At 61.3% G+C, this 26,103-nt stretch carries 23 protein-coding genes, 1 pseudogene and 1 riboswitch; of the genes and pseudogenes, 15 read left to right on the forward strand and 9 right to left on the reverse strand.

The features are described from left to right. Positions 1–77: 77 nt before the first annotated feature. Positions 78–1,487 (reverse strand): adenosylhomocysteinase, encoded by a 1,410-nt coding sequence (gene ahcY, locus ACM6IP_RS08365; protein WP_095164467.1) that lies wholly within the window; start codon positions 1,485–1,487, stop codon positions 78–80. Positions 1,488–1,510: 23 nt separating this feature from the next. After that, positions 1,511–1,613: riboswitch (S-adenosyl-L-homocysteine riboswitch) on the reverse strand. Between the two features lie 197 nt (positions 1,614–1,810). Here ahcY and ACM6IP_RS08370 point away from each other — a divergent pair. From ACM6IP_RS08370 to ACM6IP_RS08380, 3 genes are all read left to right on the forward strand, one after another. Further along, positions 1,811–2,215, forward strand: a complete 405-nt coding sequence (locus tag ACM6IP_RS08370; protein ID WP_027617039.1) for an acyl-CoA thioesterase — start codon at positions 1,811–1,813, stop codon at positions 2,213–2,215. A gap of 72 nt (positions 2,216–2,287) precedes the next feature. Next, positions 2,288–3,169: a formate/nitrite transporter family protein gene (locus tag ACM6IP_RS08375; RefSeq protein ID WP_095164465.1), complete on the forward strand. Its 882-nt coding sequence runs from the start codon at positions 2,288–2,290 to the stop codon at positions 3,167–3,169. A gap of 126 nt (positions 3,170–3,295) precedes the next feature. Then, positions 3,296–5,158, forward strand: a complete 1,863-nt coding sequence (locus ACM6IP_RS08380) for a DUF3857 domain-containing transglutaminase family protein (protein WP_414861257.1) — start codon at positions 3,296–3,298, stop codon at positions 5,156–5,158. On the opposite strand, the gene ACM6IP_RS08385 is transcribed toward ACM6IP_RS08380, so the two are convergent. Then, positions 5,139–6,314: an MFS transporter gene (locus ACM6IP_RS08385; RefSeq protein ID WP_401125562.1), complete on the reverse strand. Its 1,176-nt coding sequence runs from the start codon at positions 6,312–6,314 to the stop codon at positions 5,139–5,141. The genes ACM6IP_RS08380 and ACM6IP_RS08385 overlap by 20 nt on opposite strands. Before the next feature lie 193 nt (positions 6,315–6,507). On the opposite strand from ACM6IP_RS08385, the gene ACM6IP_RS08390 reads away from it, so the two are divergent. After that, positions 6,508–7,341, forward strand: coding sequence for an EamA family transporter (locus ACM6IP_RS08390; protein WP_095164459.1), 834 nt, complete (start codon positions 6,508–6,510; stop codon positions 7,339–7,341). 37 nt (positions 7,342–7,378) lie between these two features. Continuing rightward, positions 7,379–7,762: an MAPEG family protein gene (locus ACM6IP_RS08395; protein WP_095164457.1), complete on the forward strand. Its 384-nt coding sequence runs from the start codon at positions 7,379–7,381 to the stop codon at positions 7,760–7,762. Between the two features lie 9 nt (positions 7,763–7,771). Here the strand turns inward: ACM6IP_RS08395 and ACM6IP_RS08400 are convergent, their stop codons facing one another. Beyond that, on the reverse strand, positions 7,772–8,944 hold the full coding sequence (locus ACM6IP_RS08400) for a murein transglycosylase A (protein WP_414861258.1): 1,173 nt from the start codon (positions 8,942–8,944) through the stop codon (positions 7,772–7,774). A gap of 129 nt (positions 8,945–9,073) precedes the next feature. Between ACM6IP_RS08400 and ACM6IP_RS08405 the strand changes: the two genes are divergently transcribed. Further along, positions 9,074–9,523 (forward strand): c-type cytochrome, encoded by a 450-nt coding sequence (locus ACM6IP_RS08405; RefSeq protein WP_095164453.1) that lies wholly within the window; start codon positions 9,074–9,076, stop codon positions 9,521–9,523. A 79-nt stretch (positions 9,524–9,602) separates the two neighbouring features. Here ACM6IP_RS08405 and ACM6IP_RS08410 read toward each other — a convergent pair whose 3' ends face one another. The 4 genes from ACM6IP_RS08410 to ACM6IP_RS08425 form a co-directional block, all read right to left on the reverse strand. Next, positions 9,603–9,998 carry a DUF1090 domain-containing protein gene (locus tag ACM6IP_RS08410; protein WP_095164451.1) on the reverse strand — a complete coding sequence of 132 codons (396 nt, stop codon included), beginning with the start codon at positions 9,996–9,998 and terminating at the stop codon, positions 9,603–9,605. 93 nt (positions 9,999–10,091) lie between these two features. Continuing rightward, on the reverse strand, positions 10,092–11,777 hold the full coding sequence (ligB, locus tag ACM6IP_RS08415) for an NAD-dependent DNA ligase LigB (RefSeq protein WP_401125568.1): 1,686 nt from the start codon (positions 11,775–11,777) through the stop codon (positions 10,092–10,094). A gap of 152 nt (positions 11,778–11,929) precedes the next feature. Beyond that, positions 11,930–13,120, reverse strand: a complete 1,191-nt coding sequence (gene metK, locus ACM6IP_RS08420) for a methionine adenosyltransferase (protein WP_095164448.1) — start codon at positions 13,118–13,120, stop codon at positions 11,930–11,932. A gap of 19 nt (positions 13,121–13,139) precedes the next feature. After that, entirely contained in the window at positions 13,140–14,135 is a 996-nt protein-coding gene (locus ACM6IP_RS08425) for an ArsR/SmtB family transcription factor (protein WP_095164446.1), read from the reverse strand. A 273-nt stretch (positions 14,136–14,408) separates the two neighbouring features. Here ACM6IP_RS08425 and tkt point away from each other — a divergent pair, with 273 nt between their 5' ends. The 6 genes from tkt (at position 14,409) to fba (ending at position 20,630) form a co-directional block, all read left to right on the forward strand. After that, on the forward strand, positions 14,409–16,406 hold the full coding sequence (tkt, locus tag ACM6IP_RS08430) for a transketolase (RefSeq protein WP_414861259.1): 1,998 nt from the start codon (positions 14,409–14,411) through the stop codon (positions 16,404–16,406). Positions 16,407–16,557: 151 nt separating this feature from the next. Further along, positions 16,558–17,613 carry an erythrose-4-phosphate dehydrogenase gene (gene epd / locus ACM6IP_RS08435; protein ID WP_095164432.1) on the forward strand — a complete coding sequence of 352 codons (1,056 nt, stop codon included), beginning with the start codon at positions 16,558–16,560 and terminating at the stop codon, positions 17,611–17,613. 25 nt (positions 17,614–17,638) lie between these two features. Beyond that, complete coding sequence (locus tag ACM6IP_RS08440; RefSeq protein ID WP_095164430.1) at positions 17,639–18,802, forward strand: phosphoglycerate kinase; 1,164 nt, start codon at positions 17,639–17,641, stop codon at positions 18,800–18,802. A gap of 33 nt (positions 18,803–18,835) precedes the next feature. Further along, positions 18,836–19,057, forward strand: coding sequence for a hypothetical protein (locus ACM6IP_RS08445; protein ID WP_095164428.1), 222 nt, complete (start codon positions 18,836–18,838; stop codon positions 19,055–19,057). Between the two features lie 59 nt (positions 19,058–19,116). Continuing rightward, positions 19,117–19,449 (forward strand): MliC family protein, encoded by a 333-nt coding sequence (locus tag ACM6IP_RS08450; RefSeq protein ID WP_414861260.1) that lies wholly within the window; start codon positions 19,117–19,119, stop codon positions 19,447–19,449. Positions 19,450–19,565: 116 nt separating this feature from the next. Next, positions 19,566–20,630, forward strand: a complete 1,065-nt coding sequence (gene fba / locus ACM6IP_RS08455) for a class II fructose-bisphosphate aldolase (protein ID WP_027617054.1) — start codon at positions 19,566–19,568, stop codon at positions 20,628–20,630. Between the two features lie 71 nt (positions 20,631–20,701). On the opposite strand, the gene alr is transcribed toward fba, so the two are convergent. Both alr and ACM6IP_RS08465 read right to left on the reverse strand, forming a co-directional pair. Continuing rightward, entirely contained in the window at positions 20,702–21,931 is a 1,230-nt protein-coding gene (gene alr / locus ACM6IP_RS08460) for an alanine racemase (protein WP_159998347.1), read from the reverse strand. Positions 21,932–22,097: 166 nt separating this feature from the next. Next, positions 22,098–22,766 (reverse strand): polysaccharide lyase family 7 protein, encoded by a 669-nt coding sequence (locus ACM6IP_RS08465; RefSeq protein WP_401125576.1) that lies wholly within the window; start codon positions 22,764–22,766, stop codon positions 22,098–22,100. A 326-nt stretch (positions 22,767–23,092) separates the two neighbouring features. Here ACM6IP_RS08465 and ACM6IP_RS08470 point away from each other — a divergent pair. From ACM6IP_RS08470 to ACM6IP_RS08480, 3 genes and pseudogenes are all read left to right on the forward strand, one after another. Next, positions 23,093–25,216, forward strand: a pseudogene (locus ACM6IP_RS08470) (putative bifunctional diguanylate cyclase/phosphodiesterase). A 43-nt stretch (positions 25,217–25,259) separates the two neighbouring features. Beyond that, the gene (locus tag ACM6IP_RS08475) at positions 25,260–25,751 is read left to right on the forward strand and encodes a M48 family metallopeptidase (RefSeq protein WP_414861261.1); all 492 of its coding nucleotides are present in this window, start codon (positions 25,260–25,262) and stop codon (positions 25,749–25,751) included. A 23-nt stretch (positions 25,752–25,774) separates the two neighbouring features. Beyond that, a complete protein-coding gene (locus ACM6IP_RS08480) occupies positions 25,775–26,071 on the forward strand; it encodes a winged helix-turn-helix domain-containing protein (protein WP_095164416.1) in 297 nt (98 codons plus the stop codon). Positions 26,072–26,103: the final 32 nt, after the last annotated feature.

Raw genomic sequence — 26,103 nt, forward strand, 5'->3', positions numbered from 1 at the left:
CCGCGGTGGCTGTATCGCGGGCAAGCCCGGCTCCCACAAAAGCCCGCTCCCACAGGGAGAGCAGGCAGCAGAACCGATCAGTAACGGTAAGCGTGCGGCTTGAACGGACCTTCGACGGTCACACCGATGTAGTCGGCCTGGGTCTTGGTCAGTTGAGTCACGACGCCGCCGAAACCGCGGACCATTTCCAGGGCCACTTCTTCGTCGAGTTTCTTTGGCAGTACTTCAACGGTCAGGCGCTCGGCTTTCTGGGCTGGCGACAGGTCGGCGTACTTCTGGCCGAACAGGAAGATCTGCGCCAGGACCTGGTTGGCGAACGAGCCGTCCATGATGCGGCTTGGGTGACCGGTAGCGTTACCCAGGTTCACCAGGCGGCCTTCGGCCAGCAGGATCAGGTAGTCGTCGTTCTGTGCGTCGAAATCGCCAGGGCCGGTGCGGTGGATCTTGTGCACCTGTGGCTTCACTTCTTCCCATGCCCAGTTCTTGCGCATGAAAGCGGTGTCGATTTCGTTGTCGAAGTGGCCGATGTTGCAGACTACTGCACGCTTCTTCAGGGCCTTGAGCATGTTCGAGTCGCAAACGTTAACGTTACCGGTGGTGGTCACGATCAGGTCGATCTTGCCCAGCAGCGCCTTGTCGATGCTTGCTTCGGTGCCGGTGTTGATACCGTCGATGAACGGCGATACCAGTTCAAAACCGTCCATGCAGGCTTGCATGGCGCAGATCGGGTCAACTTCGGAAACCTTGACGATCATGCCTTCCTGACGCAGGGATTGAGCGGAACCCTTGCCCACGTCACCGTAGCCGATGACCAGCGCTTGCTTGCCGGACAGCAGGTGGTCGGTACCACGCTTGATCGCGTCGTTGAGGCTGTGACGGCAGCCGTACTTGTTGTCGTTCTTGCTCTTGGTCACCGAGTCGTTGACGTTGATGGCCGGGATTTTCAGCTCGCCCTTGGCCAGCATGTCCAGCAGACGGTGCACGCCAGTGGTGGTTTCTTCGGTCACGCCGTGAACGCGATCCAGTACCGCCGGGTATTTGTTGTGCAGCAGCTCGGTCAGGTCGCCGCCGTCGTCGAGGATCATGTTGGCATCCCATGGCGCGCCATCTTTGAGGATGGTTTGCTCCAGGCACCACTCGTACTCAGCTTCGGTTTCACCTTTCCAGGCGAATACCGGGATGCCGGCAGCAGCGATGGACGCGGCAGCCTGGTCCTGAGTCGAGAAAATGTTGCAGGACGACCAACGCACTTCGGCACCCAGGGCAACCAGGGTTTCGATCAGCACGGCAGTCTGGATGGTCATGTGGATGCAGCCGAGGATCTTCGCACCCTTGAGCGGTTGCTCTTCGGCGTACTTGCGACGCAGACCCATCAGGGCCGGCATTTCCGATTCGGCGATGATGGTTTCGCGACGGCCCCAGGCAGCCAGGGACATGTCGGCGACTTTGTAGTCGGTGAAATCTGCAGGCGTGTTGACAGCGCTCATGAAGAGCCTCCATTCGTAATGTATGCGAATGGGCGCCGTTGTGCGTTTAGTGTCCGGCCATTCAAGGCCAGGCAACGCCCCATCCGAGCCTGACAGGTCTAGCCTGCTGCAGCGCCCCTCGGACAGGTGGCGGGAAAACGGTAGCAATTGAAGATGACCGTTTTGAAACGGGGGCGATTATAGCGGGCTCGGCGGATCTTCCAAAGGGTTTCTGTCGGCTGGTTGATAATCTTGATCGAGACCATAGTCGATGCTGCGTAGAGCTCTGCGTCGGGCTCTGCCATGATGGGCGGCATCAATCGGCAAGACGGTCAGGAGTGAGCATGAATTTCCACACCCGCAAATGGGTAAAACCCGAAGACCTCAACCCCAACGGCACGCTGTTCGGCGGTAGCCTGTTGCGCTGGATCGACGAAGAAGCGGCGATCTATGCCATCGTCCAGCTGGGCAACCAGCGCGTGGTTACCAAGTACATTTCCGAAATCAACTTTGTCAGCGCCTCGCGCCAGGGCGACATCATCGAACTGGGCATCACCGCCACCGAGTTCGGTCGTACCTCGATCACCCTGACGTGCGAGGTGCGCAACAAGATCACCCGCAAGAGCATTCTCACGGTGGAGAAGATGGTCTTTGTGAACCTCGGCGAGGACGGTCTGCCGGCCGCGCACGGGCGGACCGAGATCAAGTACGTCAAGGACCAGTTCCAGGATGGCGCCGGCGTCGAGTGATGCAAGGCCTGTAGAACGGAATCTGCGCTGTGCAGGTCATAGCTAGATATCCCGCCACCGGTTGCGCATCCCATGAGCTCGGCACACGACGGCAAGACCCCGAACCTTTCGGCGCAGGAACAGCACGACGTCGACAAGAACCAGCCACCGCGCGCGGCAGTGTTGCACGAGATCATTCGTACCCAGGGTGACCAGGAGCTGGAGCGCAGTGTCGCTGCGCTCTGGTGGTCTGCCTTGGCCGCCGGTTTGACCATGGGCCTGTCGCTGATGGCCATGGGGCTGCTGAACTCGCGACTGCCGGACGGCGAGGCCTTCAAGGTGATCGCCAGTTTTGGCTACTGTGCCGGGTTCCTGGCGGTAATCCTCGCCCGCCAGCAGCTGTTCACGGAAAACACCCTGACCGCCGTGCTGCCGGTCATGACCAAACCCACGTTGAACAATTTCGGCCGGCTGTTGCGCCTGTGGACGGTGGTCTTGTTCGGCAATTTGTGTGGGACCTTGCTGGTGGCCTACGTGATGTTGCACCTGCCGATTTTCGACACCAAGACCGACCTGGCCTTCCTCGATATCGGGCGCAAGGTCATGGAAAACGACGCCAGCAAGATGTTCGCCAAGGGCATCGTCTCTGGCTGGATGATCGCCACCATGGTCTGGATGATTCCGTCCATGGAGAGCGCCAAGATGTGGATCATTATCCTCATCACTTACCTGATGGCGCTGGGGGACTTCACCCACATCGTGGTCGGTTCGGCCGAAGTCTCCTACCTGGTGTTCGCGGGCCAATTGTCATGGGCGGACTTCTGGCTGGTGTTTGCAGGTCCTACGCTGGCGGGGAACATCATTGGTGGCAGCTTTATCTTTGCCTTGCTGAGCCATGCGCAAATTCGCAGCGAGAGCGGGCCGCCGAAGAAGGCTGAAGCGCCTGTGGCTGATTCGCGCACATTGCACAAGTGAGGCCAGTTTCACCCTGCATGCGCGGGTAAGAGCCTGAATTTGCACAATATTTAAGGGAGGCTAAATGATAGCGCAGCGTTTGCTGTATATTGCGAACGCTTCCTATTCATAAAAAGACGGATCTTTATGCAGTCCTCAGGCTTCTTCCCCGCGCGCCTTCTGAGTGCGCTGCTGGTGTCTGTCCTGGCTTTGGGCACCGCCCAGGCCAAGGACGATGGCACTGACCTTTCGATAACCATCGAGAAAGAAATCCAGACCAATGTGGTCAATGCCGACGGCAGTTTTGTGGCTACCTGGGAAACGGCGTACCTGATCAACGAAGAGCGGGCGATCAAGGCCTGGGCACAACGTTCGATGAGTTACAACCGGACCCTGGAAACCCTGGAGGTGGTCCAGGCATATACGCAAAAGCCTGACGGACGCAAGGTGCAGGTTCAGGCCGACCAGATCAAGGAGCAGCAGGAGCAAGCGTCTGCGGGTGCACCGATGTTCCAGGACACGCTGCTCAAGGTGGTGATCTTCCCTGAGGTTGCCGTGGGTGACCGGCTGGTGGTTCAGTTCAAGAAAAAACGCAGTACGGCGCTGTTTCCTGGCCATTTTGAAGACCTTTCCTACCCGGCGTTTTTCCCTACCCGGCAATTCACCCTGATCTATGACCTGCCGGCCAACATGCCGTTGCACGCCGACGCCAAGGGCTTTACCGCGAGCACGCCCGCCGCCGGGCCGGGACGCAAAATCTATCGCTGGGACTATGTGCCTGCGCAAAAGGCGCGCATCGAGCAGGGGGCGGTGTCCTACCTGGACTACGGCCAATACCTGGCCGTGTCGACGTTCAGCGATTTCGCCACGTTCGCCAAGGCCTACGATGCACGGGCCCACAGCACCCTGACGCCGCAGATCCAGGACCTCGCCAACGGCCTCACGGCCGGGCTCGACACGCCTCGGGCCAAGGCTATTGCACTGAGCGACTGGGTCCGCAAGAACATTCGTTATGTTGCGGTCTACGTCGGCCCGGGCGGTGTCGTGCCGCATCCGGTGGATACGATCCTGGCCAACCGCTATGGCGACTGCAAGGACCACGTTGCGCTGCTGGAAGCCATGCTGGCGGCGGTGGGGATCGAGAGTTCGCCGGCCCTGGTCAACCTGGGCAATGCCTATGTGTTGCCCAAGGTGCCGACGCTGGGGCTGCTCAACCACGCCATCACCTATGTGCCGAGCCTGAACCTGTATCTCGACTCCACCGCCGAAGGCATTGCCGCCGGTTACCTGCCGGTGCCAGTGCTGGACAAACCGGTGGTCTTGAGCAAGTCCGGTGGTCTTGGGCACACGCCCGCCCTTCAAGAGGGCCTGGTGGAAAACAGCATGCTGTTCAAGGTCTCGTCAAAAGGCGCGGCCGACTTCAGCCATACCTCCAATGTGATTGGCTGGGCCGCCGAAGTGAACCGCTACGGGGTCAAGTCGATGAAGCCCGCCGACCGCGACCTGATGATCCAGCAGATCCTCGCGTCCTACGGGCTCAATGGCAGTGGCACTTTTGATGCCGGAAAGTTCGAGGAGAGCGGCCAGGACTATGCAATGAACATGGCCGGGCGCGTGGAAAACCTGGTCAATCTACCTGGACCGATTGGCGTTCTGACTATGAGCAGCCTTGCCGGCGGCATTGCACAAAGTGTCTTTGGCCTGCTCATGGAGCCGGAGCGGACTCAGGCGTTCACCTGTATTTCCGGGGTGACCGAAGAGCAGGCGCGTTTTGAGTTCCCGCAGGATGTCAGCATTCTCGCGGCACCAAAGAACGTGACGCTGCGCCATGAGCGGTTCGACTACAGTTCGACCTATGTCCGCGAAGGCAACACGGTGGTGGTCAAGCGCCGTTTCGACTTCAAGCAACCGGGTGCGGTGTGCACCCCGGATGACTTCAAGTCGATGAAAACCATGGCCGAGGCAGCGGCCAATGACCTGAAAAGTCAGATCATTGTGCAGTCGCTTTAAGCGTCGTGGCGCTCGCGCGCCGTTGCCGGTAGATGAAGTACAGCGCGGTCAGCACGGTCAAGCCGCTGACCAGCGCGCCGGTCCAGGGCAGGTCCGCCAAGTCGGCACCGCTGGCCACCACCAGTCCGCCGATCCAGGCGCCGGCAGCGTTGCCCAGATTGAAGGCGCTCTGGTTCAGGGTCGAGCCGAGGTTGGGTGCTTCATGGGCCTGGTCGATGATCAGCAGTTGCAGGATCGGGCACAGGGCAAAGGCAAATATGCCCCAGAGCACCAGGGTAATGGCCGCCGGGATCACCGAATGGCTGGTCTGGCTGAACGCTGCCAACACCACCATGACGGCCAGTGCCATGCCCACCAGTGATGGCAGCAAGCGGCTGTCGGCCAGCTTTCCGCCAAGCATGCTGCCTGCCGTCAGGCCGACACCGAACAACAGCAGCATGAGGGTCACGCCGTGGGGGCTGACGCCGGTGATGTCCTGCAGGATCGGTGCGATGTAGGTAAATACGCTGAACAGGCTGGTGGACGCCAGCACGCTCATGCCCAGTGCCAGCAGGACACTGGGCTTGCCCAGCACCTTGAACTCACTGGCCAGATTGGCCTTGTCCATGGCGATGTCCTTGGGCAGCCACAGCCATTGGGCGAGGGCCGCAATCACCCCGATTACCGACACTGCCCAGAATGTCGAGCGCCAGCCGGCGTATTGGCCCAAGGCCGTGCCCAGAGGGACGCCCAGCACATTGGCCAGGGTCAGGCCGGTGAACATCAGCGCAATCGCCTGGGCCCGCTTGTTCGGTGCCACCAGGCCGGCGGCGACCACCGAGCCGATGCCAAAGAAGGCCCCATGGCACAGTGCGGTGATCACCCGGGCCGCCATCAACGTGGCGTAGTTTGGCGCCAGGGCGCAGAGGATGTTGCCGAGGATGAACATCAGCGTCATGCCCAGCAATGTGGCCTTGCGGGGCATGTTGGCAGTACCGATCGCGAGGATCGGGGCGCCGAACACCACGCCCAGGGCGTAGCCGGTAATCAGCAGGCCGGCGTCGGGGATGCTCACCGCGAGGTCGCGCGCAACATCGGGCAGCAGGCCCATGATGACAAATTCGGTGGTGCCGATGCCAAAAGCGGCAACGGCCAAAGCAAGCAAGGCCAGTGGCATGCGCAAGGTCTCTATGGGTAGTCTTGACGCTTTGATCAGGCGAACGCCTGCCGGCTCCCGAATCGTTGAAGAGTCAGGCAGTAGCAGAAATTTATTGGAATAAGTATGTGCGCAAGTGAGTGCGGCGTGGTCGCTTGCAGTATAAACAGCTACTGACATATGGCGAATCAATTCTCTTGGGCAAGGAGGCTACGTGCTCGCGACAGTTCTGGTTTTGGTGGCGGCGCTGTTGCACGCGGCCTGGAATACCCTGATCAAGTTCAGCGCTGAACGTTTGCTGGTGGTGGCCTGCATGGACAGCGTGGCGCTGTTGTTCGTGGCGGTGGCGCTGCCGTTCGTGAGTTTGCCGCCGCTGGACATCTGGCCGTGGATCCTCGCTTCGGCGGCCTTTGAATTGCTTTATCGCTACCTGCTGATCCAGGCCTATCGGGTGGGTGACCTGGGCCTGGTCTATCCGTTGATGCGCGGGTTGTCGCCGTTAGTGGTGTTGGCGTTGACCCTGATTTTCGCCGGCGAAGTGCTGAGCACCCAGCAGATCCTCGGCATCCTGCTGATCCCGTTCGGCATGCTTTGCCTGCTGTGGCAGGGCGGTGGTGGCGAGCGCTTGCCGTGGACGATGCTGCCGGTGGTGGCGTTGATCGGCCTGTGCATCGGCTGCTACACCTTCATTGATGGCCAGGCTATTCGTCGCTGGTCGCATCCCCTGGATTACCTGGTCTGGGTCACGCTGCTCAGTGCCTGGCCGTTCCCGTTGCTGGCCATGGTGAGCAAGCGGCCAGCATTCATGCAGTTCTGGCGAGAGCAGTGGCGGCTGGGACTGGCGGTCGGATTCTGCGTGTTGTTCAGCTACGCTCTGGTGCTCTGGGCCATGCAGTTGGGGTCGATTGCCGAAGCGGCTGCGTTGCGCGAGATCAGCGTGATCCTGGTGGTGCTCTTTGGTATGCGTTACCTCAAAGAACCTTTCGGCAGACCACGACTCTTAGCCTGTGGGCTGGTGCTGATTGGCATGCTCGTGATGAAGTTCTGAGCCCTGGCTCATAAACCCCAACAAGAAGGAATCGGTAATGACTGTGGCTCTGTGGTGCATCTTGATCGCGATTTTCCTGCCGTACCTGTGCACAGCCGTCGCCAAGGTCGGCGGCGGCTACCGGCTGCGGGACAACCATGACCCGCGCTCGTTTGCGTTGACCCTGGACGGCTTCGCCAAGCGCGCGTATGCGGCCCAGCTCAACAGTTTCGAGATCACCCCGGCATTCGCCGCGGCGGTCATCGTCGCGCATTTGGCCGGCAACGCGGAGCTGGTGACGATCAACGTATTGTCGGTGTTGTTCATCACCAGCCGCCTGCTGTACATCATCTGCTACCTGGCCGACTGGGCCATCCTGCGTTCGCTGGTGTGGTTTGTCGGGGTCGGGCTGATCGTCAGCTTCTTTTTCGTCTCGATCTGAACCGGCCGGTTACTTGCTGTCAGGCACCTGTGGCAGTTGGGGCAGCGGCGCACCTTTTGGCCATAACATCCAGATCTGTCCCTGCTGCTTCATGTCGCCGGCCAAGTGCCCGGCGGCATCGCCGGTTCCCCAGAACAGGTCGGCGCGCACTTCGCCAGTGATCGCGCCGCCGGTGTCCTGCGCGGCCACCGGGCGGACCAATGGGGTGCCATCGGGACGCGTGGTCGATAGCCACAGCAGGCTGCCCAGCGGAATCACCTTACGATCTACCGCCACGCTGTAACCCGAAGTCAGCGGCACGTTCAGTGAACCGCGGGGGCCTTCGTTGCTGTCGGGGTTGCGGGTGAAGAACACATAGCTCGGGTTGCTGGCCAGCAGCTCGGGAATGCGTGTCGGGTTGGCCTTGGCCCAGGTGCTGATGGCACCCATGGTCACGTCTTCTTTCTTCAGTTCACCCTGTTCCACCAACCAGCGACCAATGGGCCGGTACGGGTGGCCGTTCTGGTCGGCGTAGGCGATGCGCAGTTGTCGGCCATCGGCCAGTTGGACCCGGCCCGAGCCCTGGATCTGCAGGAATTGCAGGTCCATCGGGTCGGTCAGCCAGGCCACTACCGGCGCCTTGACCCCTTGGGTTCCGATGGTGGCGGCGTCATCGTAAGGCTTGAGTACTCGCCCTTCGAGGCGGCCGCGCAGGCGCTTGCCCTTGAGCTCGGGGTAAATGCTCTCGAGGGAGACGATGATCATGTCTTCCGGCACACCATAGATCGGCACGTTGGCTGCCGGGGTCTGCGTCAGGCTGCCGGGGTACACCGGTTCGTAATAGCCGGTGATCAAGCCGTTGGCGTTCCCGCCGGAGGAGCGCAGGCCGTAGACCTGAAGTTGTTCCTTGAGGAAGGCGCGGATTGCCGTGGCGTCTTGTGGCACGTTGGCCGCGGCGGCGCAGGGCGCGCCCCAGACCGGATCGGCCTTGAGGCGGGTGCAGGCGCTGCGCCATGAACCGAACCCGGCGAGCAGGTCGTTATCGGACACCGCCGGTAAGGCGTCCCAGGTCGCGCTGGAGTAGGTGGCCAGCGCATGGGTTTGCGGCTGGGTGTTATCGCCACCGTTGCAACCGGCGAGGAGGGCGATCATCGGAAAGGTCCAGCCCAGGTGCTTGCGCCAGGCCTTGAAACGACTGTTCATGCGGTACTTCCTATGACCGGCTGCCGGAGTCCTTCAGGTACTCAGGCAACCCTTATTGTTAATAGGGCTATTGGTCTTTGCGGATCAGGCGAGGATACTGGCCGCCGATTTCCGTGACCTTGAGCCACCATGACTCTTAAAAGAATTTCTGTTGTATTGCTGGCCTGCCTGACGCTGTCTGCCTGTGGCGGTGTCGATCCGAACTCGCCGCTGGGTCAGCGCAAGGCGATCTTCAAGCAAATGCTCAAGACCGGTGAAGACCTGGGCGGCATGTTGCGCGGACGCATACCGTTCGACGGTCCGCGTTTTGCCGAAGGTGCCGTCAAGCTGGATACCTTGTCCCGGGAACCGTGGAAGCATTTCCCCCAGGTTCGCGAGGAGGATCACAGCAGCGCCAAGGATGAGGTCTGGCAGAAACAGGCGCGCTTCCAGGAAATGGCCCGCACGCTGGAAGCGGCTACCGCTCAATTGGTGGTCGCCAGCCAGGTCCAGCCCTACAAGGCAAGCAACCTCGGCCCTGCGGTGCAGAAAGTCGAAGACGCGTGCAGTGCCTGTCATAAAGAGTTTCGCGACCACTGAGTGCGCTGACGTGTGCGGGAGCTGGCAAGCCGCAAGCGGGCGCCGCGCGCTCCTGCACAATCAGGATTAGGCGTTGTGCTTACTTATCCAGCTCGTCCAGCGCTTCCTGCAATTCCTTGCGGGACTCGGCGAGTTTGTCTTTGCGTTTATTGATCTTCTCCGGATCGCCCTTTTTCATCGCCTTGTCGAGGTCGGCCTGACGCTTGCTGACCTCGTGCTTGGCATCGAGCACCTTGCTTTCGCGTTCTTTTTTCAGGGAGGCATCGGTGCAGTGGGCGGTGACTTCGCTCAGGGCCTTTTCCAGGCCGGCCTGTTGCTCGGCATTGCCGTGGGCCTTGGCCTGCTCGATCTGGGTGCTGATGGACTGGCGCTTGGCGGCGCAGCCGGTGAGTTCCGGGGCTTGTTCGGCCGCCATCAGGGGGGCAGCCAGGACGCTGCACAGGGTCAACAGGGCGAGCGGTGAAAGACGTTTCATGAAAGCTCCGTTTAACAGGTAATCAAGTCGACGAGCAGATGGCCTGTTTGAGCGCATCGATACTCGTTGGGTTCAATGCTGCAGGTATCCCGGTCACTCAAACCCGTCGATACCGGCAGCCCGTAATTGTTCGCTCAAGGCCTGCACATGCGGGTCGCGAAAAAAGGCGCTTAACTGCGCCGCGCGGCCCGGGCCGATTGCACCTTCGGCTAACCATTGAGCGGTGTCTCGCTGTGCCAGCAACTGCCATGGACCTGCCAGATTGGCCGCGCCCGTGGGCGGGACCCCCAAGGCCTTGAGCCAGCGGGTGAATGGTTGCTGACGGGCACGTTGCAGGCTCTCCAGCAGGCGTGCGCTGTTGCGCTCGCCGAAACCGTCAATGGTAGCAAGCTCTTGGGCATCGAGGGTCAACCAATCCAGTAACCCTTTGATACGGCCGGCCTGGACCAGCTTCTCCCAAGTACCGGGGCCTACCTGCGCCAAGGCCAGACCCTGCTTGCCACTGAGCCAGGTCAGGCGCGCCAGGAACTGGTTTTCACAACCGGGCGTCGGTTGCCAGCAACTCAGTGGATGAAAGTCTTCAGCGCGCGGCACCAGGACCTGGGCGCGTTCAGTGCTGCGCAGCACCACGCTGTCGAGTCGCGGAATGGTCAGGCCAGCGAGGCTGATCGCGACATGATCGCCAGGGCGGATATCCAGGCGTTGCCATCGTTGCAGTGAACTGACGCTCACTCGTTTGATCTGCCGGTCATCGAGCGTAAAGGGCACAAGCTCCAGCACCGGGGTGATGCGTCCGGTGCGCCCGGTCTTGAAGTGCACCTTGCGGACCTCGGCCAGGGCCTGGGCGAAGGGGTATTTCCAGGCGATGGCCCAATAGGGCGACCTGGCTTGCCAGCGTTCGGCGGACGGTCGTTGTTGCTGGCGCAGGACGATGCCGTCCGTGGCGAACGGCAGCGGCGTGCGATACCAATGCTCACGCCAGCGCTCGGCATCGGCAAAGGTCTGGATCGGTTGGCTGAAGGGCTGCGTGTCGTTGAATCCCAGGGCAGTCAGGGCTGCGGCACGGAACGGTAGCTCAACGGGGCCCCGGGGCCAGTCCCAGACGAACAGTCCAATCCCGTCGGCCTCCTGGGGCTGCAGGGTCTTGCGGGCCATCAGCCCGGCCACGTTGCTGCGGGCATTGCGGCTGCCTGCCGTGGCCTGCACGTGATCGGTCAGGCGCCAATAGAGCTCGCCCTGCACCAGCAGGTCGATGGCTTTCGGCAATTGCTGGGGGACGGCGCTGAGTTTGCGGGCCTGGGCGGTCCAGTCCTGTCCGAGGATGCCGTCGCCCCGACTGATGGCCTGGGTCAGTCGGCCCTGCTGGTAGACCAGGGTCACGGCCACCCCGTCGACCTTGGGTTGCACCCAGACCTGCTGGCGTGAGGCTAGCCAGTCTTTGACGGCCTGGCCGTCGCTGAGTTTGTCCAGGCCGGTATGGGGCGTGGGGTGGGCCAGGGTGCCGCGAGCGGTCAGTAACGGATTGTCGGCTGCCGCGTGGGTATTGAAGCAGCTACGCCAGGCGCTGAGCCGGGCGCGGGACTGGTCATAGAGTTCATCCGCCACCGGTGACTGGCCCTGGCGGTGATAGCGCTCGTCCCAGCGCTGGAGCTGTTGCTGCAAGGCCTCGATTTCAGCCCCGGCACGCTCGGCCGGCCAATCGGGGCAGGGGCTGGCATTGGCCAGCAGGCAGACGCTGCCCAGGCATAGGCCGAGCAACAGGGGGGAGCGAACCGGCATCGTGAGCGTCCTTGCTCGAGGGGGAGAAACTCAAGGCTAGATCAGGACCGAAGCGGGCGTTGCCAAGTGCTTTGCAGGGTGTGTCGCCGCCCCGAAAAAGCACAAGCCCCGCGCGGCGAACCGGGCGGGGCTTGTGTTGTAGCCCGTAGGGCTTACAGGCCGGCAGCAGCGCGCAAGGCGTCGGCGCGGTCGGTTTTTTCCCAGGTGAACGTGGTGAAGGTGTCTTCGCCCACGGTCTTGGTTTGCGGCGTGCGGCCGAAGTGGCCGTAGGCTGCGGTTTCCTGGTACATCGGGTGCAGCAGGTCGAGCATTTTGGTGATGGCGTATGGACGCAGGTCGAACACTTCGCGCACCAGCTTGACGATCTTGTCATCGCTGATCTTGCCGGTGCCGAAGGTGTTCAGCGAGATCGAGGTAGGCTGAGCGACGCCGATGGCGTAGGACACCTGAATCTCGCAACGCTCGGCCAGGCCGGCGGCCACGATGTTCTTGGCTACGTAGCGACCGGCGTAGGCAGCCGAACGGTCAACCTTCGATGGATCCTTGCCGGAGAACGCGCCGCCGCCGTGACGGGCCATGCCGCCATAGCTGTCGACGATGATCTTGCGACCGGTCAGGCCGCAGTCGCCAACCGGGCCACCAATGATGAACTGGCCAGTCGGGTTGATGTGGAACTGGGTGTCCTTGCTCAGCAGTTCGGCCGGCAGTACGTGCTTGACGATCAGCTCCATCACGCCTTCGCGCAGGTCTTTGTACGACACGTCCGGGTTGTGCTGGGTCGACAGGACGACGGCGTCGATGCCGACGACCTTGCCGCCTTCGTAGCGGCAGGTAACCTGGGACTTGGCATCCGGGCGCAGCCACGGCAACAGCCCGGATTTACGGGCTTCGGCTTGCCTTTGTACAAGCTGGTGCGAGAAGGTGATCGGCGCTGGCATCAGCACTTCGGTTTCGTTGCTGGCGTAGCCGAACATCAGGCCCTGGTCGCCGGCGCCCTGGTCTTCTGGCTTGGCGCGGTCGACACCCTGGTTGATGTCCGGGGACTGCTTGCCGATGATGTTCATCACGCCGCAGGTTGCGCCGTCGAAACCGACGTCGGAGCTGGTGTAGCCGATGTCGGTGATGACGTCACGAACGATCTGCTCCAGGTCAACCCAGGCCGAGGTAGTGACTTCGCCGGCGATGATCGCCACGCCCGTTTTCACCAGAGTCTCGCACGCCACACGGGCGAACTTGTCTTCAGCAATGATTGCGTCCAGCACCGCATCAGAAATCTGGTCGGCGATTTTGTCCGGATGCCCTTCAGACACGGACTCGGAGGTGAAAAGGGAGTATTCGCTCATCTCGATGTTTTCCTGAAATTTACCGATGGTGAGTGTCGCCAGCCGGTCGCTGAAAATGGCGGACCTGGATCTGGAAACCATTACGTAAGCCTACATAGAGACTTTCCCCGGGAACGAGTCCCGCAGCGGTGGCCCAACGGGCCAGATCGTCCTGTTCAAACCCCAACCAAAGATCACCGCAGGCCTCCCTGGCCCAACTTTGGTTGTGACTGCATAAATCTGTCACGAGCAGGCTGCCGCCTGGTTGTAGCAAGCCAGCCATGTGCTTGAGCGCATCAGCCGGGGCGGCGAAATGGTGCAGGACCATATTCAGTACCACACAGTCGGCTGCCAGGCTCACGCCATTCAAGGCATCGGCCAGTTGCAGGCTGACGTTAGTCAACCTTTCCCGCTCACACACCTGGCGCGCCAGTTCGAGCATCGCCGGGCTGTTGTCGAGCGCCGTGACCTGACTGAAGCGCCGGGCCAGTTCCGGGAGAAAACTGCCATCCCCGGGGCCGACTTCAATCGCCGTGGCCATGTCACTGAAGCTGAGTTTGTCGAGCAGCGCCAGCACACTTTCGCGGTACTGCGGCAGGCCGGCAATCAAGTCTTGTTGGGCGCGAAACTTCTCCGCAACCCGTGAGAAAAAATCCTGGCTTGCGGCAGCCCTTTGCCCGTGAACCTGTGCGATGCGTGATTGCACGTCACTGGGCAGGGTCAGGTTGTCGACTTCTTCAAGCAGGGCCGCATGCAGCTTGCCGCCCGGCAATTCGGTGTGGGGCAGGGCGCGTCGATAAAAAATCGCATTGCCTTCACGGCGAGTCGCCACCAGGTCGGCCTGGGCCAGCACTTTGAGGTGGTGGCTCATGCCCGATTGGCCGGTGGCAAAGATCTGTGCCAGTTCCAGCACGCCAAACGAGTCATTGGCCAGGGCGCGCAATACATTCAGGCGCAACGGATCGCCGCCGGCCTTGCACAGGGCCGCCAGCTCATCACAATCGTCAGGGCGAATGGAAGGCGCGCGTAGGTTCATAAGGCCGGCAGTCTAGTCACGCCTCGAAAGCATCGCAAGTTCAATATCAAAAAGTTTTGATATTGCTCGATGGATGGCACTTCTTCCGCCGAACCTTACTCTACAAACTAAATGCGGAAAGGTTTCACCCCGGCAATGAGCAGTTATCCACAGGAATAATGTGCCTGATCGACTATCTGTCATTGCCCCCGGGCTATCCGCTGAGGGAAAATGCTCGCCTTTTTTCCGTGCCGTTTTATTCACTCTCGATTCAAAATCCTCAGGAGAACAGCGATGCCCAGCCGTCGTGAGCGTGCCAACGCCATTCGTGCCCTCAGCATGGATGCCGTGCAAAAAGCCAACAGCGGCCATCCCGGTGCCCCTATGGGTATGGCGGATATCGCCGAAGTACTTTGGCGTGACTACCTCAAGCACAACCCGAGCAATCCATCGTTCGCCGACCGTGACCGCTTCGTGCTGTCCAACGGTCATGGCTCGATGTTGATCTACTCGCTGCTGCATCTGACTGGCTACGACCTGTCGATCGATGACCTGAAAAACTTCCGTCAACTGCACAGCCGTACCCCGGGCCACCCGGAGTTCGGTTACACCCCGGGCGTTGAAACCACCACTGGCCCGCTGGGTCAGGGCCTGGCCAACGCTGTGGGCTTCGCCCTGGCGGAAAAAGTCCTGGCGGCGCAGTTCAACCGTCCTGGGCACAACATTGTCGACCACCACACCTATGTGTTCCTGGGTGATGGCTGCATGATGGAAGGCATTTCCCACGAAGTCGCTTCCCTGGCCGGTACCCTGGGCCTGGGCAAGCTGATCGCCTTCTACGATGACAACGGCATCTCCATCGACGGCGAAGTCGAAGGCTGGTTCACCGACGACACGCCCAAGCGTTTCGAAGCCTACAACTGGCAGGTGATCCGCAACGTTGACGGTCACGACCCGGAAGAGATCAAGACCGCGATCGAGACTGCCCGCAAAAGCGAGCAGCCGACCCTGATCTGCTGCAAGACCACCATCGGCTTCGGTTCGCCGAACAAGCAAGGCAAGGAAGACTGCCACGGCGCCCCACTGGGTGACGCGGAAATCGCCCTGACCCGTGCGGCGCTGAAGTGGAACCACGGCCCGTTTGAAATCCCGGCCGATATCTATGCCGAATGGGATGCCAAGGAAGCCGGTAAAGCTGTCGAAGCCGAGTGGGACCAGCGTTTTGAGGCTTATTACGCCGAATTCCCGGCACTGGCCATCGAGTTCGGAAGTCGTCTCAATGGCGATTTGCCGCTGGACTTCTCTGCCAAGGCCGATGAATACATTGCCGAAGTGGCAGCGAAAGGCGAAACCATCGCCAGCCGCAAGGCCAGCCAGAATGCCCTGAACGCATTTGGCCCACTGCTGCCAGAGCTGTTTGGCGGTTCGGCTGACCTGGCCGGTTCCAACCTGACCCTGTGGAAAGGTTGCAAGGGCGTCAGCGCTGAAGACGCCAGCGGCAACTACATGTACTACGGCGTGCGCGAGTTCGGCATGAGCGCCATCATGAACGGTGTTGCCCTGCACGGCGGCCTGGTGCCTTACGGCGCGACCTTCCTGATGTTCATGGAATACGCCCGCAATGCGGTACGCATGGCGGCGCTGATGAAAAAGCGTGTGATCCATGTCTACACCCACGACTCCATTGGCCTGGGCGAAGACGGTCCGACCCACCAGCCGGTCGAGCAACTGACCAGCCTGCGGACCACGCCAAACCTGGACACCTGGCGCCCATCCGACGCGGTCGAATCGGCCGTGGCCTGGAAGCATGCAATTGAGCGCAAGGACGGTCCTTCGGCGTTGGTCTTCTCGCGTCAGAACCTGCAACACCAGGTTCGTACCGACGCGCAGATCGCCGACATCAGCCGTGGCGGCTATGTGCTCAAGGACTGTGCCGGCGAGCCGGAACTGATCCTGATCTCCACCGGTTCCGAAGTGGGCCTGACCGTTCAGGCGTACGACAAACTGACCGAGCAGGGTCGCAAAGTGCGTGTGGTTTCCATGCCGTGCACCAGCGTCTTCGAAGCCCAGGACGCCGGCTACAAGCAATCGGTCCTGCCGTTGCAAGTCAGCGCCCGTATCGCCATCGAGGCGGCTCACGCCGACTACTGGTACAAGTACGTGGGCCTGGAAGGCCGCGTCATCGGCATGACCACCTACGGCGAGTCGGCGCCTGCGCCAGCCTTGTTCGAAGAGTTCGGCTTTACCCTGGAGAACATCCTGGGCCAGGCTGAAGAGCTGCTGGAAGACTGATCCAGAAAAGGTGTTGCCTGAGCCGACGCCATCGCGGGCAAGCCCGCTCCCACAGGGATATACACCGTCCATGTGGGAGCGGGCTTGCCCGCGATAGCGGTCGGTCAGGCGACGCTGCATTAACGGATTCACCACGGTAATCGAGAACCCCATGCCTCAACCGCGTCCTTACAAAGTTGCACTCAACGGCTACGGCCGCATTGGTCGTTGCGTCTTGCGGGCGTTGTTCGAGCGAGGCTCGGCGGCTGGGTTTGAAATTGTCGCGATCAACGATCTGGCTGACATGGCCAGTATTGAATACCTGACACGCTTTGACTCCACCCACGGCCGGTTTCCCGGCGAAGTGAAGGTCGATGGCGATTGTCTGCATATTAATGGCGACTGCGTGAAGGTCCTGCGCAGCGCCACTCCCGAAGGCATCGATTGGGCGTCCCTGGGCGTCGATCTGGTGCTCGAATGTTCCGGCGCCTACAACACCCGCGCCGACGGCCAGCGGTTCCTCGACGCCGGCGCACCACGGGTGTTGTTCTCCCAGCCGATGGCCAGCGAGGCCGATGTCGACGCCACCATCGTCTTTGGTGTCAACCAGGACTGCCTGACTGGCGCTGAGCTGCTGGTGTCCAACGCGTCCTGCACCACCAACTGTGGTGTGCCGTTGCTGCGCCTGCTGGACCAGGCATTTGGCCTGGACTACGTGTCAATCACCACCATCCACTCGGCGATGAACGACCAGCCGGTGATCGATGCCTATCACCACGAGGACCTGCGCCGCACCCGCTCGGCGTTCCAGTCGGTGATCCCGGTGTCCACTGGTCTGGCGCGTGGCATCGAACGCCTGTTGCCGGAACTTGCCGGGCGAATTCAGGCCAAAGCGGTACGGGTGCCGACGGTGAATGTGTCCTGCCTGGATATCACCATGCAGACGGTGACCGACACCGACGCCACCGAGGTCAACCGGCTCCTGCGCGAGGCCGCCACCAGCGGCCCGCTCAAGGGCTTGCTGGCGTACACCGAACTGCCTCACGCCAGTTGTGATTTTAACCATGACCCACATTCGGCGATTGTCGATGCCAGTCAGACCCGCGTCTCCGGCCCTCGGTTGGTGAACGTCCTGGCCTGGTTCGACAACGAATGGGGTTTTGCCAACCGAATGCTGGATGTTGCAGAACACTATCTGCAAACAGCTATCAAGAAACCTGCTCTCTAACCTGAGCTAACAGGAAGTGCGACCCATGACCGTGTTGAAGATGTCCGACCTCGATCTGCAAGGTAAGCGCGTATTGATCCGCGAAGACCTCAACGTCCCAGTCAAGGACGGTGTAGTCACCAGCGATGCGCGTATCCTGGCTTCGCTGCCGACCATCAAGCTGGCCCTGGAAAAAGGCGCGGCCGTGATGGTCTGCTCGCACCTGGGTCGTCCGACCGAAGGTGAATTCTCGGCCGAGAACAGCCTGGCACCGGTTGCGGCGTACCTGAGCAAGGCGCTGGGTCGTGACGTGCCGCTGGTGGCCGACTACCTGGGCGGCGTCGACGTCAAGGCCGGCGACATCGTGCTGTTTGAAAACGTGCGCTTCAACAAGGGCGAGAAAAAGAACGCCGACGAACTGGCCCAGCAGTACGCCGCCCTGTGCGACGTGTTCGTGATGGACGCCTTCGGCACCGCGCACCGTGCCGAGGGTTCGACCCACGGCGTGGCCAAGTTCGCCAAGGTGGCCGCAGCGGGTCCCCTGCTGGCTGCCGAGCTGGATGCACTGGGCAAGGCCCTGGGTGCCCCGGCCCAGCCAATGGCCGCCATCGTGGCCGGCTCCAAGGTCTCGACCAAGCTGGACGTGCTCAACAGCCTGAGCCAGATCTGCAACCAGTTGATCGTCGGCGGCGGCATCGCCAACACCTTCCTCGCAGCGGCGGGGCACCCGGTCGGCAAGTCCCTGTACGAGCCTGACCTGCTGGACACCGCGCGCGCCATCGCCGGCAAAGTCAGCGTGCCATTGCCGGTCGACGTGGTGGTTGCCAAGGAATTCGCCGAGAGCGCCACGGCCACCGTCAAGCTGATCGCTGATGTGGCTGAAGACGACATGATCCTGGACATCGGCCCACAGACTGCAGCGCATTTCGCTGAGCTGCTGAAGTCGTCGAAGACTATTCTGTGGAACGGTCCAGTGGGCGTGTTTGAATTCGATCAGTTCGGCAACGGTACCAAAGTGCTGGCCCAGGCCATCGCAGACAGCTCGGCGTTCTCCATCGCGGGCGGCGGCGATACCCTGGCGGCCATCGATAAATATGGCGTTGCCGAGCAAATCTCCTACATTTCTACCGGTGGCGGCGCATTCCTCGAATTCGTCGAAGGCAAGGTGCTGCCGGCCGTAGAAGTCCTGGAAAGCCGGGCCAAGGCCTGAAGCCGCCCGTTGACCAGGCAAAGGAGTGTTCACATGGTCAAGACGTTAGCGACGTTGATCGCCGCGGCAGTGCTGGCCGGCTGTGGGAGTAATCCCAAGGCCGCCAAGGACCCGGACACCGGCGCGCCCGACAAAGGCTGTTACCAGGCCGACTGGCAGGCGGAAACCAACCCGGTGCTCAACAAGCGTTCCGGGCCCGAGGGCCTGGATAAGTACGAGACGCACACTCCGGCCAAGGAACAGGGTTGTCCCTGACCGGTCTGATTCACTAACGCCCAGTGCGGTTGGCGTGTGCCGACCGCCGAGGAAGATGGATGAAAGGCTTGATCGCCGTGGTGTCCCTGGCAGTACTTGCCGGTTGCGCCAGTTTGAACCCGTTTGCATCAGCGCCGGCAGCGTCCGGCACGTGGACCGACTGGGTCTGTGACAGCCAGGCCCAGGTGCACTGGCGCTTCACCGATGCCACGCAGGACTCCGTCGAGGTGCGGCTTGGGGATGACCAGGTGCATCGCTTGAAGCTTGAGCCGGCCGGCAGTGGCACGTTGTACAGCGACGACCAACTGGCCTTTCACCTCAAAGGTGAGGAAGGCCTGGTGTACTGGGTTGCCACCAACGATTTGATCGGCCGTGGCTGCAAGGCCAAGTAACACACAACGAATACACGCAGGTCGGCCTTACCCCCGATCAGCAATAACTTGAATAGCAGCCGCCGCTACGGCAGGCTTGCACGATTAACGACCCTAAACCGGGAGACACACACACAATGGCACTTATCAGCATGCGCCAGATGCTGGACCACGCCGCCGAATTCGGCTACGGCGTTCCAGCTTTCAACGTCAACAACCTTGAGCAGATGCGCGCCATCATGGAAGCCGCTGACAAGACTGACTCCCCGGTGATCGTCCAGGCTTCGGCCGGCGCCCGTAAATACGCTGGCGCGCCATTCCTGCGGCACCTGATCCTGGCGGCGATCGAAGAGTTCCCGCATATCCCGGTGTGCATGCACCAGGACCACGGCACCAGCCCTGACGTCTGCCAGCGCTCGATCCAACTGGGCTTCAGCTCGGTCATGATGGACGGCTCCCTGGGTGAAGACGGCAAGACCCCGACCGACTACGACTACAACGTCCGTGTCACCCAGCAGACCGTAGCCCTGGCCCACGCCTGCGGCGTATCGGTAGAAGGCGAGCTGGGCTGCCTGGGTTCGCTGGAAACCGGCATGGCCGGTGAAGAAGACGGCATCGGCGCCGAAGGCGTGCTGGACCACAGCCAGATGCTGACCGACCCGGAAGAAGCAGCTGACTTCGTCAAGCGCACTCAGGTCGATGCCCTGGCCATCGCCATCGGCACCAGCCACGGCGCCTACAAGTTCACCAAGCCACCTACCGGTGACGTGCTGGCGATCGATCGCATCAAGGAAATCCACAAGCGCATCCCTAACACCCACCTGGTGATGCACGGTTCTTCCTCGGTGCCGCAAGAGTGGCTGGCGATCATCAACCAGTACGGCGGCGACATCAAAGAAACCTACGGCGTACCGGTTGAAGAAATCGTCGAAGGCATCAAGCACGGCGTGCGCAAGGTCAACATCGACACCGACCTGCGCCTGGCATCCACCGGTGCGATGCGTCGCCTGATGGCCACCAACCCGAGCGAGTTCGACCCGCGTAAATTCTTCGGCGCCACCGTGACCGCCATGCGTGACGTGTGCATCGCGCGTTACGAAGCCTTCGGTACTGCCGGCAACGCTTCGAAGATCAAGCCGATCTCCCTGGAAGCGATGTACCAGCGTTACCTCAAAGGTGAGCTGAACGCCAAGGTCAACTAAGCCTTAAGCGTTGCACCACCTGCATTGAAAAAACCCGCCGCAAGGCGGGTTTTTTTGTGCTCGGCGTTGGCTTATTTGTCGACCAGCAGTTTCGGGTTGGAGTTGCCCCACACCGTATACAGGTCGGCCAGCAGCGCGCCGTTGATGTCTTCGACTTCTGCCTGGGCAATCTCGGCGTTGCCCTGCTTGCCGAACAGCACCACCTCATCACCGCCTTTGACGCTCGGTACGTCGGTAACGTCGACCATCAAGGTATTCATCGAGACTTTGCCGACGACCGGCACACGATGACCGTTGATCAGCACGATGCCTTTGTTGGTGAAGGCACGGCGGTAGCCGTCGGAGTAGCCCACGGTGATGTTGGCCAGCTTCGAGTCACGGGCCAGGGTGAAGGTGCGGTCGTAGCCGACCGTGTTGCCCTTGGGGTAGCTGTTGACCGAGGCGACGTGGGATTTGAACTGCATCACCCGGGTGTATTCGGTATGGGACGGCACGGTGTCGCCGAACAGCGCGCCGCCGGGACGGACCATGTCCAGGTGTGACTCGGGCACTTCCAGGGTGGCGAAGGAGTTGGCCGCATGCAGGGTGATCTTGCTGCGGTCCAGTTGGGCCACGCTCATCAGCCATTTGGCTTGCTGGTTGAACGCTTTGAGGCCGGCACGCACGTCGGCGGCGTCTTCGACCGCGAAGTGGGTCATGATCGCCCGCACGTCGAGGTTCGGCACCTTGGTAATGGCGACTGCGTCACGGCGACCCTGGGCGGTGGTCATTTCCACGCCATTGCGGCTCATGCCGCTGGAGTTCAGGCCAATGTGCACCACTAGCGGGCGGCCATGCTGTTCGGCAATCAGGCTGGCTTTGACGGCGAAGTCGAGGTTACCCACCAACTCTTCGACGTTGTAGGGCAGGGCTGCTTCCAGCTCGCTCAGGGCGGCCGTGCGCACGCGGATAAGCTGGCCCTTGAAGCCGCTTTCACGCACCACACGGATTTCTTCGTTACTGGCAACGCCCACGCACGGCACGCCCATGGCGATCACCGAGGGCATGAGCAGACCAATGCCGTGGCCGTAGGCGTCCGCCTTGAGTACGGCGCAGATTTTTGATTTGTCGGCGAGGGTGGCCTGCAGGGCGCGAATGTTGTTTTCGAACGCGCTTTTGTTGATTTCGACCCAGGCGTTGCTGTCCTGGGCGTGGACCTGGGCCACCCCATCGACCATCGACAAAGGTGGCGCGGCGAAGACCGGGTTGTGCAACAAAACCATGCCCAGAGAGAGTGCGAGAAGGGAGCGAGTAAAGGGCATCGGGTGTGTCTCCATGACGTTCTTGTAGGGGGTGTCGTATTTACGCGGGGCAATACTCAGATTGTCCTACAGAAATGTCGACCCCCTCGACGCGGATCTGTCTGAAAGCGTCGTGGTGCTGCATCTGTCTCCCGTCACCTTGCTGATTCGCCCGTACCACACGCGTTTATTTGTCGTGATCGATGTCCAGCTTGCTGAAGGTCACCTTGCCGCCTTCCTGGCTGTTGCCACTGTTGTCCTGCACATAGACCCCGGCCTTGAAATACAGCGGTTTGTTGCGCCAGGTGGTGCTGATCTGGCTGTCCCACTGGGAGCCGGCGGCGCTGATCCCCAGGGCGCCGCCCGGGCTCAAATGAATCAGGTACGAGAAGTCGCGGTCGAGCTTGACCCCGCTGGCGATGGTGATCACCCGGCCTTCGGCATCATCCGGGCGCATCCGTACCTTGGCGACGATGTTGCCGGTGGCGGTTGTGCTTTTGTACTGGTACTCGAGTTTCACCAGCGGTTTCTGGCTGTCGTACGCGTGGATCTGGCCGATGACCAGCTTGCCCGAGCTCGGCACCTGGTTAACCGCCAGGGTGGCCCGCAACGAGTTGTCGGCGTCCGGGTAGAGCCAATTGCGCAGGGTGCCGTTGCTGAAGGTTTCGCGCAGCTCGGTGCGTGGATAGATCGCGTTTTCAGTGCGGGTTCCGGTGACCGGTGCCCAGAAAAACAGGGTGCCGGTGTTGGAATGGAAATACTGGTTCTTGAAACCACTGACCAGTTTCGGGGTATCGATGGTAGCCGGGGGAGTGCCAACGGGAACGCTGAGGTTCCAGGTTGCGAGATCGATCATCGTCAAAGAATTCCACGAGTACTGGCTGAAATGGCGCGGGGGAAGCTCTGGCCCGCCCATCTTGGGGGCGGCCTTTATAAGCCCGGGAGGGTGCTTTGTTAAGGCCCGCCTGGCGGTTAATTGGCGCCAGCTAAATGGCGACGTGCCACAAGTAGCGGTTTGCGGGGCCTGCAAAGACAGTCCGTTAGTCGGGAGCCGCCTGCTTTGATGCGGTGATGGCGTGTTGATACCTACTGATTGGGCAAAACCCGGTCTAAAGTGAAACACACAACGTTTGTCCGGTTTTTCGGTAAGCCGTTTCACCCCTCCCCAGAAAGAGAAGCAGCATGGAATGCGCGCAACCCAAGCCAGGTGACGGCCGCTCGGTTCTTTTGATCGTTGATGATTACCCGGAAAACCTGGTCAGCATGCGTGCGTTGCTGCAGCGCCAGGATTGGCAGGTGATGACTGCTGCCTCGGGCCTGGAAGCCCTGAACCTGTTACTCGAACATGAGGTCGACCTGGTACTGCTGGATGTGCAGATGCCGGGCATGGATGGTTTCGAAGTGGCCCGCCTGATGCGCGGCAGCCAACGCACCCAGTTGACCCCGATCATTTTCCTGACCGCTAACGAGCAATCCCCGGACGCCGTGATCAAGGGCTATGCCCATGGCGCGGTGGACTACCTGTTCAAACCGTGTGACCCATAGATACTCAAGCCCAAGGTCCAGGCCCTGCTTGAGCATCAGCGCAGCCGCCGGGCACTGCAGCAGTTGAGCCAGGACCTGGAGGCGGCGCGGGCCTTTAACGCCTCGGTACTGGAGAATGCCGCCGAAGGCATCCTGGTGGTGGGCGAGGACGGGCGAGTGCGCTTTGCCAACCCGGCGATGTGCCGCTTGCTCAGTGCCAGGGTCGACGAGCTACAGGGGACAGGTTTCATCGACTTTCTGCAAAAGCCGCCGATCACCCTGTGGGCCGGTTCGGACATCCATGCCCACTACCGTCGCGGCGAAATCTGGCGCGCCCATGATGCGATGCTGCGTACCGCGTCCGGGCAGCAAGTGCCAGTGGCGCTGTCGTGTGCGCCGCTGCCGTCCGAGCAGCGGGCGATGGTGGTCACCGTGCTCGACATGTCGGTGGTCTGCCACCTGCATCAGCAACTGGAGTTCCAGGCGGTCACCGATCCGCTGACCGGCCTGCTCAACCGCCGGGGGTTCTACCAGGCTACGGAAAACCTGCTGCTGCGCGGCGAGCGCGCGGGCAGTGTCTGGGTGTTGCTGTACCTGGATCTGGATGGCTTCAAGCGGGTCAATGATTCGTTGGGGCACGACGCCGGCGATCGGGTGCTGCGCTGGGTCGCGGAACAGTTGAAGGCCTGCCTGCGCCCCTTCGATATCCTGGGGCGCATGGGCGGCGATGAGTTCACCGCGCTACTTGACCTCGAGTTCGCCGAGCAAGCGGCGAAAATGGCGGAGAAACTCATAGAGCGGGTGTCGATCTGTCAGCAGATTGACGGGCTGGACGTAGCGCTGGGCGCGAGCATCGGCATCGCCACGTATCCGGATTGCGGCGCCAGCCTCGACGACTTGCTGCGTACCGCCGATATCGCCATGTATGAGGCCAAGCGCGCAGGTCGCCAGCAGTACCGCTTCTACGACCACGACATGAATGGCCGCGCGCGGACCCGCTTGATGCTCGAGGAGAGCGTGCGTTCGGCCATCGAGCACAAGGATTTCAACCTGGTCTACCAGCCTCAGGTTTCATTGGCCGATGGACGCATACGCGGGTTCGAGGCCTTGCTGCGCTGGCAGCATCCCAGTGTCGGCGACGTTTCGCCGGGGCTGTTCTTGCCGCTGCTGGAAGAAGCGCAACTGATCAGCCGCCTCGGCAGTTGGATCTACCAGAGCAGTGCCCAGCAGCGAAAGGCCTGGGACAAGCTGTTCAGCCAAGACATGGTGCTGGCGGTCAGCCTGAGCAACACCCAGTTCTGCATGCCTAACCTGGCCACTGAGTTGCGGCTCGTGCTGGAGCGCCATCAGTTGCTACCCCGTCAATTGGAGGTGGAAATCACCGAAGAGGCCTTGCTGCACAACCCCGATGAAGCGCGCAAGCAACTGCGCCTGCTGCGCAACCTCGGGGTGCGGGTGGCGCTCGACGACTTTGGCTCGGGGCCTTGTTCGCTGACCCATCTGCGTGATGTCGAACTCGATACCTTGAAGCTGGACCGGCATCTGATCGCCAGGGTCCTGGACTCGCCGCGGGATGCAGCGCTGGTGCGAAACATCATCGAGCTGGCCAGGCAATTCGGCGTGCTGGTGATCGCCGAAGGGGTCGAATCGATTGCCCAGTATCAGTGGCTGCTGGCCAATGGTTGTCCCTTTGCCCAGGGTTGCCTGGTGGCGCGGCCATTGATGGCGGACGAAGTCAGGGACTTTGTGCAGCCGTTCGACTGGAGCGCGGCGAGCGCCTGAATTCGCTACACTGGCGGTCTTTCGTGACTTTTGTTGTTGTCCCATGACCGCGCTCAAATACCTCCAGGCGTATCCCGCCGCCTTGCAACAGCAGGTGCATCAACTGATCGAGCAGGATCGGCTGGGCGCCTACCTGAGCCAACGCTACCCGGACAAGCACGCCGTGCAGAGTGACAAGGCGCTGTACAGCTATGCGCTGGAGCTCAAGCAGGAATACCTGCGCAACGCACCGGCGATCGACAAAGTGCTGTTCGACAACCGCCTGGACCTGACCCATCGTGCACTTGGCCTGCATACCGCAATCTCGCGGGTGCAGGGCGGCAAGCTCAAGGCCAAGAAAGAAATCCGCATTGCCTCTTTGTTCAAGGATGCCGCGCCGCAGTTCCTCAAGATGATCGTGGTGCATGAGCTTGCGCATTTCAAAGAGTCCGACCACAACAAGGCGTTCTACAAGTTGTGCGAACACATGCTGCCCGGTTACCACCAGCTGGAATTCGATTTGCGGGTTTATCTGACCTGGCGGGACATGCAGTAATCATCACCAGCAGGAGTGTCTGGATGGACGTGAGCAAGACCAAGAGCAGCTTCTACCGCCGCCTGTACGTGGCGTACCTGATCGACAGCGGGCTGGCCAGCAGTGTCCCGGCACTGACCGAAGTCACCGGCATGCCCCGGCGCACGGCCCAGGACACCATTGCCGCCCTGGCGGACCTGGATGTGGTCTGTGAGTTCGAGCAGGAGGAGGGCGCGCGCAACCACGCCGGACGTTACTGCATTCGCGAGTGGGGGGCGATCGATCCGCGCTGGATCGAACAGCATCTGCGCCAGATCAAGGCGGTGTTGGGTTATCCCTGAGTGTTTGCACTGGTAGTGCTGGCGCCTTCGCT

It is taken from the genome of Pseudomonas sp. IT-P176, from assembly GCF_949767245.1.
Lineage (GTDB): Bacteria > Pseudomonadota > Gammaproteobacteria > Pseudomonadales > Pseudomonadaceae > Aquipseudomonas.

Coding starts and splice junctions, on each gene's coding strand:
- ahcY (WP_095164467.1), bottom strand. CDS start 1,487: ATGAGCGCTGTCAACACGCCTGCAGATTTCACCGACTACAAAGTCGCC.
- ACM6IP_RS08370 (WP_027617039.1), top strand. CDS start 1,811: ATGAATTTCCACACCCGCAAATGGGTAAAACCCGAAGACCTCAACCCC.
- ACM6IP_RS08375 (WP_095164465.1), top strand. CDS start 2,288: ATGAGCTCGGCACACGACGGCAAGACCCCGAACCTTTCGGCGCAGGAA.
- ACM6IP_RS08380 (WP_414861257.1), top strand. CDS start 3,296: ATGCAGTCCTCAGGCTTCTTCCCCGCGCGCCTTCTGAGTGCGCTGCTG.
- ACM6IP_RS08385 (WP_401125562.1), bottom strand. CDS start 6,314: ATGCCACTGGCCTTGCTTGCTTTGGCCGTTGCCGCTTTTGGCATCGGC.
- ACM6IP_RS08395 (WP_095164457.1), top strand. CDS start 7,379: ATGACTGTGGCTCTGTGGTGCATCTTGATCGCGATTTTCCTGCCGTAC.
- ACM6IP_RS08400 (WP_414861258.1), bottom strand. CDS start 8,944: ATGAACAGTCGTTTCAAGGCCTGGCGCAAGCACCTGGGCTGGACCTTT.
- ACM6IP_RS08405 (WP_095164453.1), top strand. CDS start 9,074: ATGACTCTTAAAAGAATTTCTGTTGTATTGCTGGCCTGCCTGACGCTG.
- ACM6IP_RS08410 (WP_095164451.1), bottom strand. CDS start 9,998: ATGAAACGTCTTTCACCGCTCGCCCTGTTGACCCTGTGCAGCGTCCTG.
- ligB (WP_401125568.1), bottom strand. CDS start 11,777: ATGCCGGTTCGCTCCCCCCTGTTGCTCGGCCTATGCCTGGGCAGCGTC.
- metK (WP_095164448.1), bottom strand. CDS start 13,120: ATGAGCGAATACTCCCTTTTCACCTCCGAGTCCGTGTCTGAAGGGCAT.
- ACM6IP_RS08425 (WP_095164446.1), bottom strand. CDS start 14,135: ATGAACCTACGCGCGCCTTCCATTCGCCCTGACGATTGTGATGAGCTG.
- tkt (WP_414861259.1), top strand. CDS start 14,409: ATGCCCAGCCGTCGTGAGCGTGCCAACGCCATTCGTGCCCTCAGCATG.
- epd (WP_095164432.1), top strand. CDS start 16,558: ATGCCTCAACCGCGTCCTTACAAAGTTGCACTCAACGGCTACGGCCGC.
- ACM6IP_RS08440 (WP_095164430.1), top strand. CDS start 17,639: ATGACCGTGTTGAAGATGTCCGACCTCGATCTGCAAGGTAAGCGCGTA.
- ACM6IP_RS08445 (WP_095164428.1), top strand. CDS start 18,836: ATGGTCAAGACGTTAGCGACGTTGATCGCCGCGGCAGTGCTGGCCGGC.
- ACM6IP_RS08450 (WP_414861260.1), top strand. CDS start 19,117: ATGAAAGGCTTGATCGCCGTGGTGTCCCTGGCAGTACTTGCCGGTTGC.
- fba (WP_027617054.1), top strand. CDS start 19,566: ATGGCACTTATCAGCATGCGCCAGATGCTGGACCACGCCGCCGAATTC.
- alr (WP_159998347.1), bottom strand. CDS start 21,931: ATGCCCTTTACTCGCTCCCTTCTCGCACTCTCTCTGGGCATGGTTTTG.
- ACM6IP_RS08465 (WP_401125576.1), bottom strand. CDS start 22,766: ATGATCGATCTCGCAACCTGGAACCTCAGCGTTCCCGTTGGCACTCCC.
- ACM6IP_RS08475 (WP_414861261.1), top strand. CDS start 25,260: ATGACCGCGCTCAAATACCTCCAGGCGTATCCCGCCGCCTTGCAACAG.
- ACM6IP_RS08480 (WP_095164416.1), top strand. CDS start 25,775: ATGGACGTGAGCAAGACCAAGAGCAGCTTCTACCGCCGCCTGTACGTG.